Annotated in this window: 16 protein-coding genes and 1 other RNA gene; 13 read left to right on the top strand and 4 right to left on the bottom strand. The window is 63.7% G+C overall.

Features of this window, described 5'->3' with window-relative positions; all coding sequences use genetic code 11:
• Positions 1 to 147: 147 nt before the first annotated feature.
• Positions 148 to 795 (bottom strand): cytochrome c family protein, encoded by a 648-nt coding sequence (locus tag EOA49_RS10495; RefSeq protein WP_127239499.1) that lies wholly within the window; start codon positions 793 to 795, stop codon positions 148 to 150.
• Positions 796 to 987: 192 nt separating this feature from the next.
• Between EOA49_RS10495 and EOA49_RS10490 the strand changes: the two genes are divergently transcribed.
• Both EOA49_RS10490 and EOA49_RS10485 read left to right on the top strand, forming a co-directional pair.
• Positions 988 to 1,716, top strand: a complete 729-nt coding sequence (locus tag EOA49_RS10490; RefSeq protein WP_067324478.1) for a 3-deoxy-manno-octulosonate cytidylyltransferase — start codon at positions 988 to 990, stop codon at positions 1,714 to 1,716.
• Positions 1,717 to 1,742: 26 nt separating this feature from the next.
• Positions 1,743 to 2,606, top strand: a complete 864-nt coding sequence (locus tag EOA49_RS10485) for a prephenate dehydratase (RefSeq protein WP_066996244.1) — start codon at positions 1,743 to 1,745, stop codon at positions 2,604 to 2,606.
• Between the two features lie 269 nt (positions 2,607 to 2,875).
• Here EOA49_RS10485 and EOA49_RS10480 read toward each other — a convergent pair whose 3' ends face one another.
• From EOA49_RS10480 to EOA49_RS10470, 3 genes are read right to left on the bottom strand one after another with little or no spacing between them, the layout of a single operon-like run.
• Positions 2,876 to 3,178 (bottom strand): Dabb family protein, encoded by a 303-nt coding sequence (locus EOA49_RS10480; protein WP_095777526.1) that lies wholly within the window; start codon positions 3,176 to 3,178, stop codon positions 2,876 to 2,878.
• Between the two features lie 10 nt (positions 3,179 to 3,188).
• Positions 3,189 to 4,130 (bottom strand): NAD(+) diphosphatase, encoded by a 942-nt coding sequence (gene nudC, locus EOA49_RS10475; RefSeq protein ID WP_095824247.1) that lies wholly within the window; start codon positions 4,128 to 4,130, stop codon positions 3,189 to 3,191.
• Positions 4,131 to 4,169: 39 nt separating this feature from the next.
• Positions 4,170 to 4,589 (bottom strand): HIT family protein, encoded by a 420-nt coding sequence (locus EOA49_RS10470; protein WP_095799309.1) that lies wholly within the window; start codon positions 4,587 to 4,589, stop codon positions 4,170 to 4,172.
• A 180-nt stretch (positions 4,590 to 4,769) separates the two neighbouring features.
• On the opposite strand from EOA49_RS10470, the gene ffs reads away from it, so the two are divergent.
• The 11 genes from ffs to EOA49_RS10415 all read left to right on the top strand — a co-directional run bounded on the left by ffs (position 4,770) and on the right by EOA49_RS10415 (position 16,136).
• Positions 4,770 to 4,866, top strand: an RNA gene (ffs, locus tag EOA49_RS10465) — signal recognition particle sRNA small type.
• Between the two features lie 106 nt (positions 4,867 to 4,972).
• Positions 4,973 to 6,784, top strand: a complete 1,812-nt coding sequence (locus tag EOA49_RS10460) for a DNA polymerase III subunit gamma/tau (RefSeq protein ID WP_127239498.1) — start codon at positions 4,973 to 4,975, stop codon at positions 6,782 to 6,784.
• 92 nt (positions 6,785 to 6,876) lie between these two features.
• Entirely contained in the window at positions 6,877 to 7,200 is a 324-nt protein-coding gene (locus EOA49_RS10455) for a YbaB/EbfC family nucleoid-associated protein (RefSeq protein ID WP_066996259.1), read from the top strand.
• 216 nt (positions 7,201 to 7,416) lie between these two features.
• On the top strand, positions 7,417 to 8,406 hold the full coding sequence (locus EOA49_RS10450) for a cell wall hydrolase (protein WP_127239497.1): 990 nt from the start codon (positions 7,417 to 7,419) through the stop codon (positions 8,404 to 8,406).
• 121 nt (positions 8,407 to 8,527) lie between these two features.
• Positions 8,528 to 9,133 carry a recombination mediator RecR gene (gene recR / locus EOA49_RS10445; protein WP_127239496.1) on the top strand — a complete coding sequence of 202 codons (606 nt, stop codon included), beginning with the start codon at positions 8,528 to 8,530 and terminating at the stop codon, positions 9,131 to 9,133.
• A gap of 184 nt (positions 9,134 to 9,317) precedes the next feature.
• Positions 9,318 to 10,592: a lytic murein transglycosylase gene (locus tag EOA49_RS10440; RefSeq protein ID WP_067324487.1), complete on the top strand. Its 1,275-nt coding sequence runs from the start codon at positions 9,318 to 9,320 to the stop codon at positions 10,590 to 10,592.
• 275 nt (positions 10,593 to 10,867) lie between these two features.
• Positions 10,868 to 12,505: an ABC transporter substrate-binding protein gene (locus tag EOA49_RS10435; protein WP_095799312.1), complete on the top strand. Its 1,638-nt coding sequence runs from the start codon at positions 10,868 to 10,870 to the stop codon at positions 12,503 to 12,505.
• A gap of 18 nt (positions 12,506 to 12,523) precedes the next feature.
• On the top strand, positions 12,524 to 13,591 hold the full coding sequence (locus EOA49_RS10430; RefSeq protein ID WP_067324491.1) for an ABC transporter permease: 1,068 nt from the start codon (positions 12,524 to 12,526) through the stop codon (positions 13,589 to 13,591).
• A complete protein-coding gene (gene nikC, locus EOA49_RS10425; protein ID WP_095799313.1) occupies positions 13,588 to 14,508 on the top strand; it encodes a nickel transporter permease in 921 nt (306 codons plus the stop codon). The genes EOA49_RS10430 and nikC overlap by 4 nt, the downstream gene beginning before the upstream one ends.
• A gap of 24 nt (positions 14,509 to 14,532) precedes the next feature.
• Positions 14,533 to 15,393: an ABC transporter ATP-binding protein gene (locus EOA49_RS10420; RefSeq protein WP_127239495.1), complete on the top strand. Its 861-nt coding sequence runs from the start codon at positions 14,533 to 14,535 to the stop codon at positions 15,391 to 15,393.
• The gene (locus EOA49_RS10415; protein WP_127239494.1) at positions 15,390 to 16,136 is read left to right on the top strand and encodes an ABC transporter ATP-binding protein; all 747 of its coding nucleotides are present in this window, start codon (positions 15,390 to 15,392) and stop codon (positions 16,134 to 16,136) included. Before EOA49_RS10420 ends, EOA49_RS10415 begins: the two co-directional genes overlap by 4 nt.
• Positions 16,137 to 16,578: the final 442 nt, after the last annotated feature.

Below are 16,578 nucleotides of genomic sequence, written 5' to 3'. Positions count from 1 at the left end.
TCGTCGCAACAGTACCCACCGGCAATCTAGATCATTTGACGCCGGTGAAAACCGCAAGCGCCGGCTTTTGTCTCAGCATATGCGGCTTTCCGAACAAAAAAGCCGGGACGAACCCGGCTTTTCCAAGGTGTCTTTATGACGAAATGTTTATTGCGCGGGCGCGACCGGCTTGGCGGGTGCCGTACCTGCGGCCGGCTTCGCCGCGGCGGCGCCTTCGGCGGGCTTGGCTTCCGCCGAAGCGCCCGGCTGCGGCAGCGGCTTCGGATTGTCCGACAGCGTGCGCAGATAGGCGATCACGTTGGCGCGGTCCTCATCCTTCGGCAGGCCGGCAAAGCCCATCGCCGTGCCCTTCACGAACTTCTTCGGCGCGTTGATGAAGTGGTTGAGGTTGTCGTAGGTCCACTTCTCGGCGCCGCCCTTGGAGAAATCCTTCATGCCGGCCGAATAGGCGAAGCCCTCATGCTCGGCGACGGGGCGATCGATGATGTCCCAGAGGTCCGGACCGACCTTGTTGGGGCCGCCCTTTTCGCCGGAATGGCAGGCCTGGCACTTCTTGAAAATGGCGGCGCCCGTCTCGGCATTGGCGGTCGCGAGCAGGTCGGCGATCGGCTTGGCTTCGGCCGCGGGCGCGGCAGCGCCGCCGCCTTCGGCCGGCTCGGCCGCCTCGATGGCGAAGCCCGGCTTCTCGGGAGCGGGGGAGGCAAACAGCCCGTCGGAAACGATGCCCACGGAAAAGACGACGAAACAGGTTCCGAGGAATCCGGCGAGCAGCTTGTTGACTTCGTTGGAATCCATACGCCCCTTGCTCCCTTTTCCGGCGGACCGTCCCGTCCACTCCGTCCGTCGGTATAGCGAAGGCCCCAACGGGCCCGTTAAATCGCGCGGAAACTAGGTCTTTTGCTTCGTCGTTGCAACACCTATAAGGGCGCTTCCAGTGAGACGTTTTGCCACTTTTCCATCCGCTTCCCCGGCTGTCCCAGAAGTCCCATGTCGACATTGATCCTGATCCCCGCCCGCATGGCCTCGACGCGCCTGCCGGGCAAGCCGCTGGCCGACATCGCCGGCGCGCCGATGATCGTCCATGTCGCCCGCCGCGGCGCCGAGGCCGGGCTCGGCCGTGTGGTGGTGGCGACCGACACCGAAGCGGTCGCCTCGGCGGTAAGGGATCACGGTTTCGAGGCGGTGATGACGCGCGCGGACCACGAATCGGGATCCGACCGCATCTTCGAGGCCCTCACCCTGCTGGACCCGGAGAAAAAGGTCGAAACCATCGTCAACGTCCAGGGCGATCTGCCGACCATCGATCCTGAGATCATCGGCGCATCGCTGCGGCCCTTCGCCGACCCGTCGGTCGACATAGCCACGCTCGGCGTCGAGATTGTGCGCGACGAGGAAAGGACCAATCCGAACGTGGTCAAGATCGTCGGCTCGCCGCTCTCGGCGACAAGGCTGAAGGCGCTCTATTTCACGCGCGCCACGGCGCCGTGGGGGGAGGGCCCGCTCTATCACCACATCGGCCTCTATGCCTACCGCCGGACAGCGCTGGAACGCTTCGTGGCGCTGAAGCCGTCGCCGCTCGAACGCCGTGAGCGGCTGGAGCAGCTGCGGGCGCTGGAAGCCGGCATGCGCATCGATGCCGAGATCGTCCGGTCGCTGCCGCTCGGCGTCGACACGCCCGACGATCTCGAGCGCGCCAGGCAAATTCTTTCAAACTGAGACATCCGTAAGCGAGACCTTGGCGCATGCCTGAAAAGACCAACAGAATATCCTTCCAGGGCGAGCCGGGCGCCAATTCCGATACCGCTTGCCGCAACATGTTCCCCTCGATGGAGCCGTTGCCCTGTCCCACCTTCGAAGACGCCTTCAACGCGGTCGAGACCGGCAAGGCCGAGCTCGCCATGATCCCGATCGAGAACACTATTGCCGGGCGCGTCGCCGACATCCATCATCTTTTGCCGGAATCGCGCCTGCACATCGTCGGCGAGTATTTCCTGCCCATCCATTTCCAGCTGATGGTGCTGCCGGGCGTGAAACGCGAAGAGATCAGAAGCGTGCACAGCCATATCCATGCCCTTGGCCAATGCCGCAAATACATCCGCAAGAATGGCTGGAAGCCGGTTGTCGCCGGCGACACGGCGGGATCGGCCAAGATGGTCTCCGAGGTCAAGGACCGCACGATGGCGGCACTTGCGCCTGCGCTTGCCGCCGAGCTCTACGGCCTCGACATCATCGAGAAGAATGTCGAGGACACCGACTCGAACGTCACCCGCTTCGTCGTGCTGACCAAGAACAAGCAATGGGCCGAGCGCCCCTCGCTGGAAGCCAAGATGATGACCACCTTCATCTTCCGCGTCCGCAACGTGCCGGCCGCGCTCTACAAGGCCATGGGCGGCTTCGCCACCAACGGCATCAACATGACCAAGCTCGAGAGCTATCAGCTCGGCGCTTTCACAGCGACGCTGTTTTATGCCGACATCGAGGGCCACCCCGATGATCCGCTGGTCAAGCTGGCGCTCGACGAATTGCGCTTCTTCTCGCGCGAGATGCGCATTCTCGGCGTCTATCCGGCAAGCGCGTCGCGCGAGCAGTGGAAGGTCGCCGATTAGGTGGTTCCTAGGACCTTCGAGATTGGCAAAGGCCTTGATGCTTCGTCATCCACGGGCGAAGCAAGGAGCGAAGCGACGCGGCGCAGACCCGAGGATCCATGCCGGGACTTCAACGCGTTAGGACGGTCCAGATTCTGCTCCGCTGCGCCCCTCGACTGAGGTAACGGCATGGATCCCAGGGTCTGCGCTCCGCTTCGCGTCGCTCCGCCCTGGGATGACGACCTCATGGAGGTCCGCGTCAATCTTAGACGCCGGCGCTCGATCCAATCTCAGCCAAAGCCGAGCGGGACATAGTCGATCTCGAGAAATTTCTCGACCTCAGGCAGCCAGCGGTCGCGCACGAACGCGACGTGGTCGGGATGCTCGTTGTATCTGGTGTAGGCAGCCTGGTCGGCGAACTCCATCGAGAAGCCGAACTGATAGTCGTTCTTGGGGCTCACTTGGCGCAGCTGCTCGAAATGCGTCACACCCTTGATCGCGGTCAGGATCTTCTTGGCATCGTGGAGGAACCGCTTCGCCTCCAGCGAATGCGGCGGATGCTTCAGCGTGAACACGACGGTATGACGGATCATTTCTCGGCTCCTATTCGCTGTCGACCCAGGCGCGGATGAGGTGGTGGGCGATCGCCCCTTTCGGCGGCGTGATCAGGCCGCCCGGGTGCGTCCTCTCCAGCATCGAGCGCACCTCATCGCGGAAGAACCAGCGGCAGTCTTCGAGCTCGTTCAGGTCGGCCTGGATGTCCTCGTTGAGCGGCTCGCCGAAGCAGCCGATCATCAGCGAATAGGGGAACGGCCAGGGCTGGCTGGCGTGGTAGACGACGCGGCCGAGCCGGATTCCGGCCTCCTCCAGCGTCTCGCGGCGCACCGCCGCCTCTATCGTCTCGCCGGGCTCGATGAAGCCGGCAAGGGCCGAATACATGCCGGGCCCGAAATGCCGGCCGCGCCCGAGCAGGCATTTCTCGCGCGTCGCCGTCAGCATGATCGCCACCGGATCGGTGCGCGGGAAATGGTCGGTGCCGCAGGCCGGGCAATGCCGCCTGTAGCCGCCGGCGCGCATCTCCGAGCGATTGCCGCATTTGCTGCAGAAAGCGTGGCTGGCATGCCAGGCGAGCAGCGCAGCGCCCTGCGCCAGCGCGCCGGCCGCCGCTTCGTCTATCAGCCCCTGCATATAGACGGAGCGGTAGTCGATCGCCTTCACCGTTTCCGGGAGATTTTCCGGTTCGATGCCGGCGGGCACGGCCAGCACCGGGCCGCTCTCCGAAAGGCCGAGCAGCACGCCGCCGTCGAGCGAAACCTCGAAGGCCTGGCTTTCCGCCGCTTCGAACCATGGGTCGAATTTGCCGTCGTCGAGCTTCAGATAAAGCCTGCCGCCATGCATCAGCATCAGCCGCGCCGATCGCTCGCCAAGCGCCTTCTCGACCGCGTCGTCGGCGCGGTTTTCCGATTGCCGGTCGATCCGGTTGCCGGCGAAACCGACGAATTGGCTCGGCTCGCGCAAAGGCGCGTCAAACAGACGAAAGTTCATAGGAGACTCGAGGAGGGGCAGGAATGGACACTGATGGCTTTATAGCGCTGCCTTGATCTTTTCGGCAAACCGGCGGATGTCGGAGCGCTCATACGGCTCGCGCATGCCATGCCCCCAGACCGGCCCTGGCCAGCCGGGGTCGCTCTCGCTGCGGGCGATGACATGGACGTGCAGCTGGCGCACGATGTTGCCGAGCGCCCCGGTGTTGATCTTGGTGCAGCCGGTCACCCGCTTCAGCGCCTGGGCGACCATATTGGTCTCGAAGGTCAGCATCGTCTGGTCGAGCGGCGTCAGGTCGTGGATTTCCTCCACGCCCGGCCGCTGCGGCACCAGGACCAGCCACGGCCAGCGGCGATCGTTCATCAGCCGGAGCTCGCACAGGCCGAGCCACATGAGCTGCTCACTGTCCGCCTCCAATCGGGCGTCCAGTGTGAAACCGGCCTTTAGGCCAGGCAGCATGGGCGTTTCCCTCACTTTTCGAGAATGCTTCAAACCCTGAACGCTAGAGCGACGGCAAGGTGGCTGCAAGCGAATCATTGACCGCTCCTGCGGATTTGAAGGTCTTCTGCACCGCATGGCCTGGCCGCTGATCCACTACGACCCTTGCATTTCGCCGCTGAATTGCCGATATGGAGCTTGGGAGGTTGGTGGTGGACGATCCACTCGCCAACCGGGTCAGGTCCGGAAGGAAGCAGCCCTAACGAGCCCGGAACGGGTCATTGTTCCAGCCTCCCGCCTCTTCGCCTTTCTCCCGCGACATTGACGGCGCCGAGCCGTGCGGGCGAGACTATGCGCAGGAATCGGCCGCCTTCCGTCGCGGTCCTTGGAGCTTTTGACGGCGAATGAGCGAAGCCGGAAATTCGGGGCCAGAAAGCCTGGAGACAGGTAAGGCCGGCGCCTATCGCGTGCTGGCGCGCAAATACCGCCCCTCCAATTTCTCCGAACTGATCGGCCAGGAGCCGATGGTCCGCACGCTCACCAATGCCTTCGCCACTGGCCGCATCGCCCAGGCCTGGATGCTGACCGGCGTGCGCGGTGTCGGTAAGACGACGACGGCGCGCATTCTCGCACGCGCCCTGAACTATAAAACCGCCATCGTCGACCAGCCCTCCGTCGACCTTTCGACCCCCGGCGAGCATTGCCAGGCGATCATGGAAGGCCGCCATGTCGACGTCATCGAGATGGACGCGGCCTCCCACACCGGCATCGACGACATCAGGGATATCATCGACCGCGTCCGCTACGCGCCGGTCTCGGCCCGCTACAAGGTCTACATCATCGACGAAGTGCACATGCTCTCCACCCAGGCCTTCAACGGCCTGTTGAAGACGCTGGAAGAGCCGCCGCCGCATGTCAAATTCATCTTCGCCACCACCGAGATCCGCAAGGTGCCGATCACGGTTCTATCGCGCTGTCAGCGCTTCGACCTGAGGCGCATCGATGCCGGCGCGCTCGTCGCGCATCTTTCCTCGATTGCCGCGAAGGAAGGTATTTTCGTCGATGATGAGGCTTTGGCGATGATTGCGCGGGCCGCCGAGGGCTCGGCACGCGATTCGCTCTCCATCCTCGATCAGGCGATCGCCCATGGCAGCGGCACCGTCAGCGCCGACGCTGTTCGCGCCATGCTGGGCTTGGCCGACCGCGCCCGTATCATCGACCTGTTCGAGCACGTCATGAAGGGCGATGTTGCAGCGGCTTTGTCCGAATTCCGCGCGCAATACGATACCGGCGCCGATCCGGCCGCGGTGCTCACCGACCTGGCGGAATTCAACCACCTCGTTACGCGTCTGCGGTTCGTGCCGGCCGCGGCCAATGATGCCTCGCTCTCCGAGGACGAGCGGCGGCGCGGCGCCGAATTTGCGAGCACGCTGTCGGTGCGCGTGCTCTCGCGAACCTGGCAGATGCTCTTGAAAGGCATTCCCGAGGTGCAGTCCTCCAACCGTCCAGTCAGCGCCGGCGAGATGGTGCTGATCCGGCTGGCGCATGCCGCCGACCTGCCGACGCTGGACGAAGCGCTGAAATCGCTCGAGGGGGCGGCCCCTGTGCCGAATGGCGCTCCGCGCGCCAATGGAGCGCCGGCAAGCAGTGGCGGCGGCACAAATGCAGTGGCGCCGGCGCGGATGCCGGCCTCTAACGGCGGAGGGCAGACCATGCGGCTGGTCGAGATGCAGCCCGCGCCCGCCGCCTTCGTCCCGGCGCCCGAACCGGTCATCGAAACACCGGCCGTTCCGGTGAAGTCGCTGGCCGACATCGCGGCCCTGGCCGATGCCAACCGCGACATCGCCTTCAAGGTGTTGGTCAAGCGCTGCGTGCGGCTGGTGCGCATCGAGCCTGGCCGCATCGACGTCAGCCTGACCGACGATGCGCCCAAGATGCTGCTCAACGACCTGACCTCCAAGCTGCGTGCCTGGACCGGCCGCAACTGGCTGGTCTCGCTGTCGAAGGAAGAGGGTAGCAAGACGCTGGCCGAGATGGAGACGACAAAGCGCGAGAACGCCTTCTCCGATGCCAGGAGCGATCCGACCGTCGCCGCCATCCTCGCCCGCTTTCCCGGCGCCAAGATCATCGACGTGCGCATTCCCGATGTGCCGGAAGCGGAAGGCGCAGACGCCGACCTGCCGGTTGAGCCGGCTGCCGACGACGAAGAGATTTAGAGCTGACGAACGCGTCAGGGAAAGAGTACGGACCGGTTTCGGTCAAGATCATACTCGCGTTAACGTAGATTCCAACAAGAGGAAGTTTCACGATGAAGGATCTTCTCGGCCTGATGGGCAAGGCAAAGGAAATGCAGGCCAAGTTCCAGGCCATGCAGGATGAGATCGCCACCCTGGAAGCCACTGGGCAGGCGGGTGGCGGCCTGGTCAGCGTGACCCTGACCGGCAAGTTCGAAATGAAGGCGCTGAAGATCGATCCGTCCTTGCTGAAGGACGACGAGGTGGAGATCCTCGAAGACTTGCTGTTGGCCGCTCACAATGATGCCAAAAATAAGGTCGAGTTGGTCATGCAGGAAAAGACCAAGGCATTGACTGCGGGCTTGCCTATACCGCCCGGAATGAAATTGCCGTTCTAAGGCATCTGCCACCAGTTAATTGATTGTGAACGAAAATTGAGCCCGGGCCGCAATATTAACCATTTTGCCGGCATGCTCACGGGCTCATTTCGCGACATTCATAAAGTTTTACCCAAGTCCAGAGGTTGCTAACCATCTAGCCATCTTTTTGCCTGAAAGAGTCTCATTCTTGCCACATCTCGGGGCGGGCTGGCATCTGGAAATGAGGCTTTTTTGTTGATCGCGACGCGATGGAAGACGCCGCTGCTGCTTATCGGCATCGCCGCTTCCCCCTTGCTCCTGGCCGGCTGCAGCCAGACCGCTTCACATGGCATGTCGGTGGCGAGCCTGACCGACGCCGTCACCCCGAGCTTCCTCAGCTCGCGTTCCTATAAATACTCGATGAAGGACAAGGAGTGCCTGCAAAGGGCGATGTTCTTCGAGTCCAACCGGTCGAGCCGTGACGGCATGATCGCCGTCGGCACGGTCGTGATGAACCGGCTACGCTCGGGACAGCATGGCAGCACGATCTGCGAGGTCGTCGGCGAAAAGGGCCAGTTCGCCCCGGGCGTGCTGACGCGCCCGATGAATTCGCGGGCATTGCCAGATGTCGAGGAAGCCGCCGAGGCAGTGCTGAAAGGCGAGCGCAAGGCCAAGCTCAAGAACACGATGTTCTTCCACACCGCCGGCCTGCGTTTCCCCTACAAGAACATGCACTACACGATGGTGGCCGGCGGCAATGCCTTCTATGAGAAGCGCGGCCGCAACTGGCAGCCGTTGCCGGATGAGCCGATGGTCGCCATGGCCTCCGGCAAGTCGCAGAAGACCGACCCCACCGCTCCGGTCCTCGTCGCTTCCGCCGAGCCGGTGGTCAAGACGATCGTTCATGCTGATCCGGCCAAGCAGGCCGCTACGACCGCGGCTGCCGCGCCAGCGCTTCCGGCCAAGACCACAACCGTTGCTGCCCAGCAGACCTATGTGACGGCCTCCGCCGCGCCAGGGCAGAAGGCCGACCGCGTCACGGCGAAGCCGATCATGGTGGCGATGCAGGAGCCGATGGAGGAGCCCGACGCCTCCCGCTTCGGCGGCACGTTGAAAGGTCGCTACATCACCTCCGTTCCGAGCGCTCCGCAGGAAGCGGCGATGGGATTCCAGTCGACGCCCGAGAACACCGACGCCATCGGCGCGCTGATTGTCAGCCAGTCCCGGCCGCTCGAAGCCTACTGAGCCAACCCGCCATCAAATGATCCGCCTTGACGGCATGGCGGATCATTTCCTGTTGCGGATGTCACCAAAGCGCTCTCAAAACCGTTTCGCACTTTTCCCGGAATTGCTCTAGATCAGAGCGATGTCGAAAAGAATCGCCGGTCCAGAGATAGAACGCCTGATCCAGCTCCTGGCCAAGGTGCCGGGGCTCGGGCCGCGTTCGGCAAGGCGCGCGGCTCTCCATCTCATCAAGAAGAAGGAGCAGCTGCTCGAGCCTTTAGCCGCAGCCATGGGCGAGGCGGCCGATAAAGTGCGCATCTGCTCGACCTGCGGCAATGTCGACACCTCCGACCCGTGCATGATCTGCACCGATCCACGCCGCGATGCCGGCACGCTTATCGTCGTCGAGGACGTCTCCGATCTCTGGGCGCTGGAACGCGCCGCCGCCATGAATGTGCGCTATCACGTGCTCGGCGGCACGCTGTCGCCGCTCGACGGCATCGGCCCGGACCAGCTCAACATCCGCTCGCTGGTAGACCGTGTCGCCGGCGGCGAGGTGAAGGAGGTGATCCTTGCCGTAAACGCCACCGTCGAGGGCCAGACCACGTCGCACTACCTGACCGATCAGCTCTCGGGTTTCGAGGTCAAGGTGACTAGGCTCGCGCATGGCGTCCCGGTCGGCGGCGAGCTCGACTATCTCGACGAAGGCACGCTTGCCGCGGCGCTGCGCTCGAGGACGGCGTTTTGAGGGGAGGGGATTGGTGACTGGCGTTTTTCCCGGAAAGGCCGCACTCCGTCCCACCCCCCTCTGTCTTGCCGGACATCTCCCCCGCAAGGGGGGAGATCAGACGTCACGCCGGCTTTCGCCAATATCCAAGGTCGCAGGAAGAGGCGGGGCACCGAAACAGCCAATCTCCCCCCAAGTGGGGGAGATGTCCGGCAAGACAGAGGGGGGCGCGACAGAACGCGGCTTTTCCAAATTCGGCTTCGCATTTTTCCTTGCGGCGCTTGCCGTCCTCCTCACCCTCCCCGCTCGCGCCACGCCCATCGACAACCAATTCCAGGCCTGGCTGCAAAACGACCTCTGGCCCGAGGCCAAGGCCAAAGGCATTTCCAAAAAGACCTTCGACGCCGCCTTCATCGGCGTGAAGCCGAACCTGAAACTGCCGGATCTCGTCATGCCCGGCGAGAAGCCGGCGACGCCGCAAAAACAGCACCAGGCGGAGTTCGGTCCGCCCGCCAATTATTTCGCCGAGAAGACCATTCGGGCCGTCACCGGCGGAGGACGGTCGCGCGAGAGCGCCAACGCCCGCGTGCTCGGGCTCATCGAGAAGCGCTACGGCGTGCCTGGCGAGATCGTGCTGGCGATCTGGGGTCGCGAGACCGGCTTCGGCGCCGCCAAGATGCCCTACGACGCCTTCGAGGTGCTAGGCACCAAGGCGTTCATGTCGACGAAGAAGGATTTCTTCCGCACCGAGGTGCTGGCCGCACTAGAGATCGTCGAGCGCGGGCTCGCTCCGGTCAATGCGATGAAGTCCTCCTGGGCCGGCGCGCTCGGCCAGCCGCAATTCATGCCGACGTCCTTCCTCAAGCATGCCGTCGATTTCGACGGCGACGGCCGGCCCGACATCTGGAATTCGACGCCGGACGTGCTCGCCTCCATCGCCAACTATCTTGTCCACTATGGCTGGGTGAGGGGGCGCGGCTGGGGGACCGAGGTGATTGCGCCGGCAAACGTCTCCTGCGCGCTCGAAGGACCCGACCAGGGTAAGAAGATTTCTGACTGGGTGGCGATGGGCATCAGGCGCGCCGACGGAAAGGCGTTTCCGGCCAGTGAACTCAAGGCCGAGGGTTTCCTGCTGATGCCGGCCGGACGCAGCGGCCCCGCTTTCATCGTCACGCCGAATTTCTATGTGCTGAAGCAATACAACACCAGCGATCTCTATGCGCTGTTCATCGGCCACGCCGCCGATCGCATCGCCAAAGGCGACGCCACCTTTGCCGGTACCTGGGGGCGGGTGGGCGATCTCCACCGGTCCGATATCGCTGCCCTCCAGCAAGCGCTGGAGGCGAAGGGCTACGATGTCGGCAGCGCCGACGGCCTGCCCGGCTTCAAGACACGCCGCTCGATCGGCGTCTGGCAAGCGAAGAACGGCAAGACCGCCACCTGCTTTCCGGACGCGAACCTGGTCGCGCAGCTGAAATGACGGGCGACTTCCAAGCGGCCAAGATTTGGCAGATTTTTCCCAATCGACGGCTTCGGCTAGCCGGCGCCTGGGTCGACTCGCGGTGGCCCATTCTGGCCCAATAAGCTGTCTCGAAAAATGCGCGTTGCGGGTTCGAACGCCGCCGAATAGGGTGTTGACCAACTGGACAAAAACCACGACGGTAAGGTCCGTGGGCCGTCGATCGGTCCCAAGGAATTCTGCAACCCTGAGCCGGGAACTCAGGTCAACAATCAACAAAACAGGGAACGACTACCATGATGCTGGAAAGGTTTGCTCTTCGCTCTCGTGGCTTGCTCGCGGGTGTGGCGATGTCGGCGCTGCTCGCGGTGCCGGCCTTTGCGGTCACGCCTGCCGACACGCTGGTCGAAGGTTTCGCAATCGACGACATCATCTCGATGGATCCGGGCGAAGCGTTCGAGCTGTCGACCGCCGAGGTTACCGGCAATACTTATGATCTTCTGGTCCGCCTCGACCTCAACGATACTTCCAAGGTCAAGGGCGATCTCGCCGAAAGCTGGAGCGTTTCGGATGACGGCCTGACCTATACCTTCAAGCTCAAGCCCGGCATGAAGTTCGCCTCCGGCAATCCGATCACCGCGGCCGATGTCGCCTATTCCTTCGAGCGCGCCATCAAGCTCGATAAGAGCCCGGCCTTCATCATCAATCAGTTCGGCATCAGTGGCGACAATGTCACCGAGAAGGCGAAAGCGGTCGACGACACCACCTTCCAGTTCGTTGTCGACAAGGCCTATGCGCCGAGCTTCGTGCTGAACTGCCTGTCGGCCACCGTCGCCTCGGTCGTCGACAGCAAGCTGGTCAAGGAGCATGTCGCCGCCGTCACGCCGAGCGCCGACTACAAATGGGACAACGACTTCGGCAACGCCTGGCTGAAGACCGGCTATGCCGGCTCTGGCCCCTACAAGCTGCGCGAATGGCGCGCCAACGAGGCTGTCGTGCTGGAGCGTAACGACAATTACAATGGCGAGAAGGCCAAGCTCGCCCGCGTCATCTACCGCAACATGAAGGAGAGCTCGGCGCAGCGCCTGGCGCTGGAGGCCGGCGACATCGATGTCGCCCGCAATCTGGAACCGAACGATCTCGATGCCATCTCCAAAAACGCCGATCTCACCACGACAAGCGCGCCGAAGGGCACGGTCTATTACATCAGCCTCAACCAGAAGAACCCGAACCTCGCCAAGCCTGAGGTGCGTCAGGCGTTCAAATATCTCATCGACTATGATGCGATGGCCTCGACCATCCTGAAGGGCATCGGCGAGATCCACCAGTCCTTCCTGCCCAAGGGCGACCTCGGCGCGATCGACGACAATCCGTTCAAGCTCGACGTCGCCAAGGCCAAGGAGCTGCTGGCAAAGGCCGGGTTGGCTGATGGCTTCAAAGTGACCATGGACGTGCGCACCGGCCAGCCGACCACCGGCATGGCGGAATCGATCCAGCAGACGCTCGGCCAGGCCGGTATCAAGCTTGAGATCATCCCCGGCGACGGCAAGCAGACGCTGACCAAATACCGCGCCCGCAACCACGACATCTATATCGGCAATTGGGGCCAGGACTATTTCGATCCCAACTCCAACGCGCAGACTTTCGCCTCGAACCCGGACAACTCCGACAGTGCCAAGATCAAGACACTGGCCTGGCGCAATGCCTGGGATATTCCGGACCTGACCAAGGAAACCGAGGCGGCGCTGCTCGAGAAGGACTCCGCCAAGCGCGCCGACATGTACAAGGACCTGCAGAAGAAGATCCTCGACACCAGCCCCTTCGTCATCATCCATCAGCAGCTGGAGGTGGCGGGGCTGCGCAAGAACCTGAAGGACTTCAAGCTCGGCCCGAGCTTCGACACCAACTTCGTCTGGCCGGTCTCGAAGGAATAGCGCTTTCGGACGCGCCGCGTGAGCGTAGCTGAGAACCAGGCGGCGGCGGGGCGCGGCGGCGCCCGTGCCGTCGCGCTTCTGTCGTCGATCGGCCGCTTCCTGGTCATCGCGGTGACGACCTATCTCGGTCTTCTCGCGGTGACCTTCTTCATCGGCCGCGTCATCCCGATCGATCCGGTGCTGGCCGTGCTCGGCGACCGGGCCCCTACAGCCGTCGTCGAGCGCACGCGCCGCGAGATGGGGCTCGACCTGCCGCTGATCCAGCAGTTCTACATCTACGTCAAAAACGCGCTCAGCGGCGATTTCGGCACTTCGGTGCTGACCACCAATCCGGTGATGTCCGACATCCGCCGCGTCTTTCCGGCGACCATCGAGCTGGCGACGCTCGGCACGATCATCGGCGCCGTCATCGGCGTGCCGCTCGGCGTGCTGGCCGCGGTGCGGCGCGGCAGCCTCATCGACCAGATCGTGCGCATCATCGGCCTTATCGGCTATTCCGTGCCGATCTTCTGGCTGGGGCTGCTCGGCCTCGTCCTGTTCTACGCCAAGCTGCAATGGGTCGCCTTTCCCGCGCGGCTCGACGTCGTCTACGAATACACTTTCACGCCGATCACCGGCTTCTACCTGCTCGATGCGGCCATGCAGGGACAGTGGGATGTCTTCTACGACGCCTACCGCCACATCATCCTGCCGGCCTCCCTGCTTGGCTATTTCGCGCTCGCCTATATCAGCCGCATGACGCGCTCCTTCATGCTGAACGAGATGGCGCAGGAATATATCGTCGCCGCGCGCGCCAAGGGCCTGTCGGAGACGCGCATCATCTGGGGCCACGCGCTGCGCAACGCCGCTGTGCCGATGGTGACGGTGATCGCGCTTTCCTATGCCAGCCTGCTCGAAGGCTCGGTGTTGACCGAGACCGTCTTCTCCTGGCCGGGCATCGGCCTCTACATCACCAATTCATTGCAGAACGCCGACATGAACGCGGTGCTCGGCGGCACCATCATCATCGGCTCGGTCTTCATCGCCATCAACCTTCTGTCGGACCTGCTCTATCGGCTCCTCGATCCACGGACGAAAGTCGAATGAGCGCCGAGACGATGCAAACCCGTCGCGAATGGCTGCTCAGCGAGCGGCCGTCCTCGCGCATGCAGGCAAGGCTCGGCCGCGCCTATGTGGCCTGGCGGCGCTTCACAGCCAACCGGCTCGCGCTCGTCGGTTTGCTCATCATTCTCGCGTTGGTGGTGGTAGCCGCGCTTGCCGGCGTGCTGGCACCCTACTCGCCAACCGTGGGTGACCTGAAGAATGCCCGTCTGCTGGCGCCGAGCGCCGCGCACTGGTTCGGCACCGACGACCTCGGCCGCGATATCTACTCGCGCATCCTGTACGGCTCGCGCTGGACGCTTTATGTCGTCATCCTCGTCGCCATCATCGCCGCGCCCATCGGCCTGCTGGTCGGCACCGTCGCAGGCTATGCCGGCGGCTGGACCGATGCCATTTTGATGCGCATCACCGACATCTTCCTGGCTTTCCCGAAGCTGGTGCTGGCGCTGGCCTTCGTTGCGGCGCTCGGCCCCGGCATCGAGAACGCGGTGCTGGCGATCGCCATCACCTCCTGGCCGCCTTACGCGCGCATCGCGCGCGCCGAGACGCTGACGGTGCGCAATTCCGACTACATCAAGGCGGTGCAATTGATGGGTGCCTCGCCCTTCCGCATCGTGCTGCGCCACATCATGCCGCTCTGCATCTCCTCGCTGATCATCCGGGTGACGCTCGACATGGCGGGCATCATCCTCACCGCCGCAGGCCTCGGCTTCCTGGGCCTCGGCGCGCAGCCGCCGCTGCCCGAATGGGGCGCGATGATCGCGTCCGGCCGCCGCTTCATCCTCGACCAGTGGTGGGTGGCTGCCGCACCAGGCGTTGCCATCCTCATCGTCAGCCTCGGCTTCAACCTGCTCGGTGACGGCCTGCGCGACGCGCTCGATCCCCGGAGCGGCGACCAATGAGTGGCGACCGATGAGCGGCAACCAATGAGCGGCAATTCCGATAGGCAAACGAAAGGCACGCTGCTCGAAGTCGACGATCTGCGCGTCACTTTCCCGACACGCACCGGAATCGTGCAGGCGGTTCGCAGCGTGTCCTTCTCGCTCGGCCGCGAGCGGCTGGGCATCGTCGGCGAGAGCGGCTCCGGCAAGTCGCAGACCGGCCGCGCCATCATGGGCCTGACACCGCCGCAGGCCGAGGTGTCGGCGAAAAAGCTGCGCTTCGACGGCATCGACCTGCTCTCGGTGTCATCCAGCCGGCGCCGTGCGCTGCGGGGAAACCGCATCGCCATGATCCTGCAGGACCCGAAATACTCGCTCGATCCGGTGATGACCATCGGCCGCCAGATCGTCGAGACGCTGCGCACGCATGAGAAAGTTGGAAAGGCCGAAGCGCGCGAGCGCGCGCTGGAGATGCTTCGGGCGGTCCAGATTCGCGATCCGGCCCGTGTCTTCGACCTTCACCCGCATGAGGTCTCGGGCGGCATGGGCCAGCGCGCGATGATCGCCATGATGCTGATCGCCGGGCCGGAACTGATGATCGCCGACGAGCCGACCTCGGCGCTCGACGTCACCGTGCAGCTCGATGTGCTGAACATTCTCGACAGGCTGGTCGCCGAGCGCGGCATGGGGCTGATCTTCATCTCGCATGATCTGCGCCTGGTGTCCTCCTTCTGCGACCGCGTGGTCGTCATGTATGCCGGCAAGGTGGTCGAGCAGCTCAAGGCGTCCGAGCTGCGCGAGGCCCAGCATCCCTATACGCGCGGCCTGCTCAACTGCATGCCGAGGATCGGCTTCGAGCGACACCCGCTGCCGGTGCTCGACCGCAAGCCGGAGTGGGCGGCATGACGGCCGCCATCACCATCGAAGGGCTGGAGGTGATTTTCGACCGCTTCCGCGCGCTGAAGGGCGTTAAACTCGAAGTCAGGGAAGGCGAGTCCTACGGCCTGGTTGGCGAAAGCGGCTCCGGCAAGTCGACCCTGCTCAAGGCAATCACCGGCCTTGCGCCTGTCGCTGCCGGCACCATCGCTGTCAACGGCAAGAGGCTTGGCAAGACCCGCGACAAGGCCTTTTACCGCGACGTGCAGATGGTCTTCCAAGATCCGTATGGGTCGCTGCATCCGCGCCAGACCGTCGACCGGCTGCTGCAGGAACCGCTCGCCATTCACGCAATCCAGGATGGCGAGAAGCGCATCGAGCGCGCGCTGGACGAAGTCGGCCTCGGCAAGGGTTTCCGCTTCCGCTATGCGCACCAGCTCTCCGGCGGCCAGCGCCAGCGCGTGGCGATCGCCCGCGCGCTGATCCTCGAACCTTCGATCCTTTTGCTCGACGAGCCGACCTCGGCGCTCGATGCCTCTGTCCAGGCCGAGGTGCTGAACCTGCTCGAAGAGGTGCGGCGGCGGCGCAAGCTCACCTTTCTGATGGTCAGTCACGACCTCGCCATCATCACCCATATGTGCGAACGGCTGATGGTGATGCAGAACGGCGAAGCGGTGGAGACGCTGACCGCAAGCCAGCTGATCGGCCACCGCGTGAGCGAGGATTATACGCGCAACCTGCTTCGGGCGAGCGAGGGGTTTGTGAGGGTGTAGTTTTCTCTCGCAGGTTCGCGACGGGGTGCGACCTGGCTTTTAACTCTCCGCAGCAACGATCACGTCTGCTTTGGCGCCATCCCGCACCCGACATGCAGGGCGGAGCGGCAAGGACGGCAAGGCGGATGATGTCGCGTTCCTGCTCATGGTTCCCTCGGCCCGCGGGAGCCGCTCCCGGCAGCGGCACGTCGCGGCTGCAGCGAGGATAATCGATCGGCCGGAAAAGGAAACTGTTTCTGCCTGACGATCGACTGGCTGGTCGAGATCGATTTCGGCCTTGCGGCAGGTCCAATCGACTGGGCCAATGTGCCGACTTGAGGAAAACCTGAAATAAGGTCAGAAGAGGCTTTGACGGCATCAAAACGGAGCGGGCGCCGGCCCGATGAGGTGTGAGATGAAGAATTCAGCCATTTCCGAACGCAAGAACCAGTCGATCTCGCGC

The organism is Mesorhizobium sp. M1A.F.Ca.IN.020.04.1.1, assembly GCF_003997315.1.
Lineage (GTDB): Bacteria > Pseudomonadota > Alphaproteobacteria > Rhizobiales > Rhizobiaceae > Mesorhizobium.
This window is presented reverse-complemented; position numbering and strand designations above follow the sequence as displayed.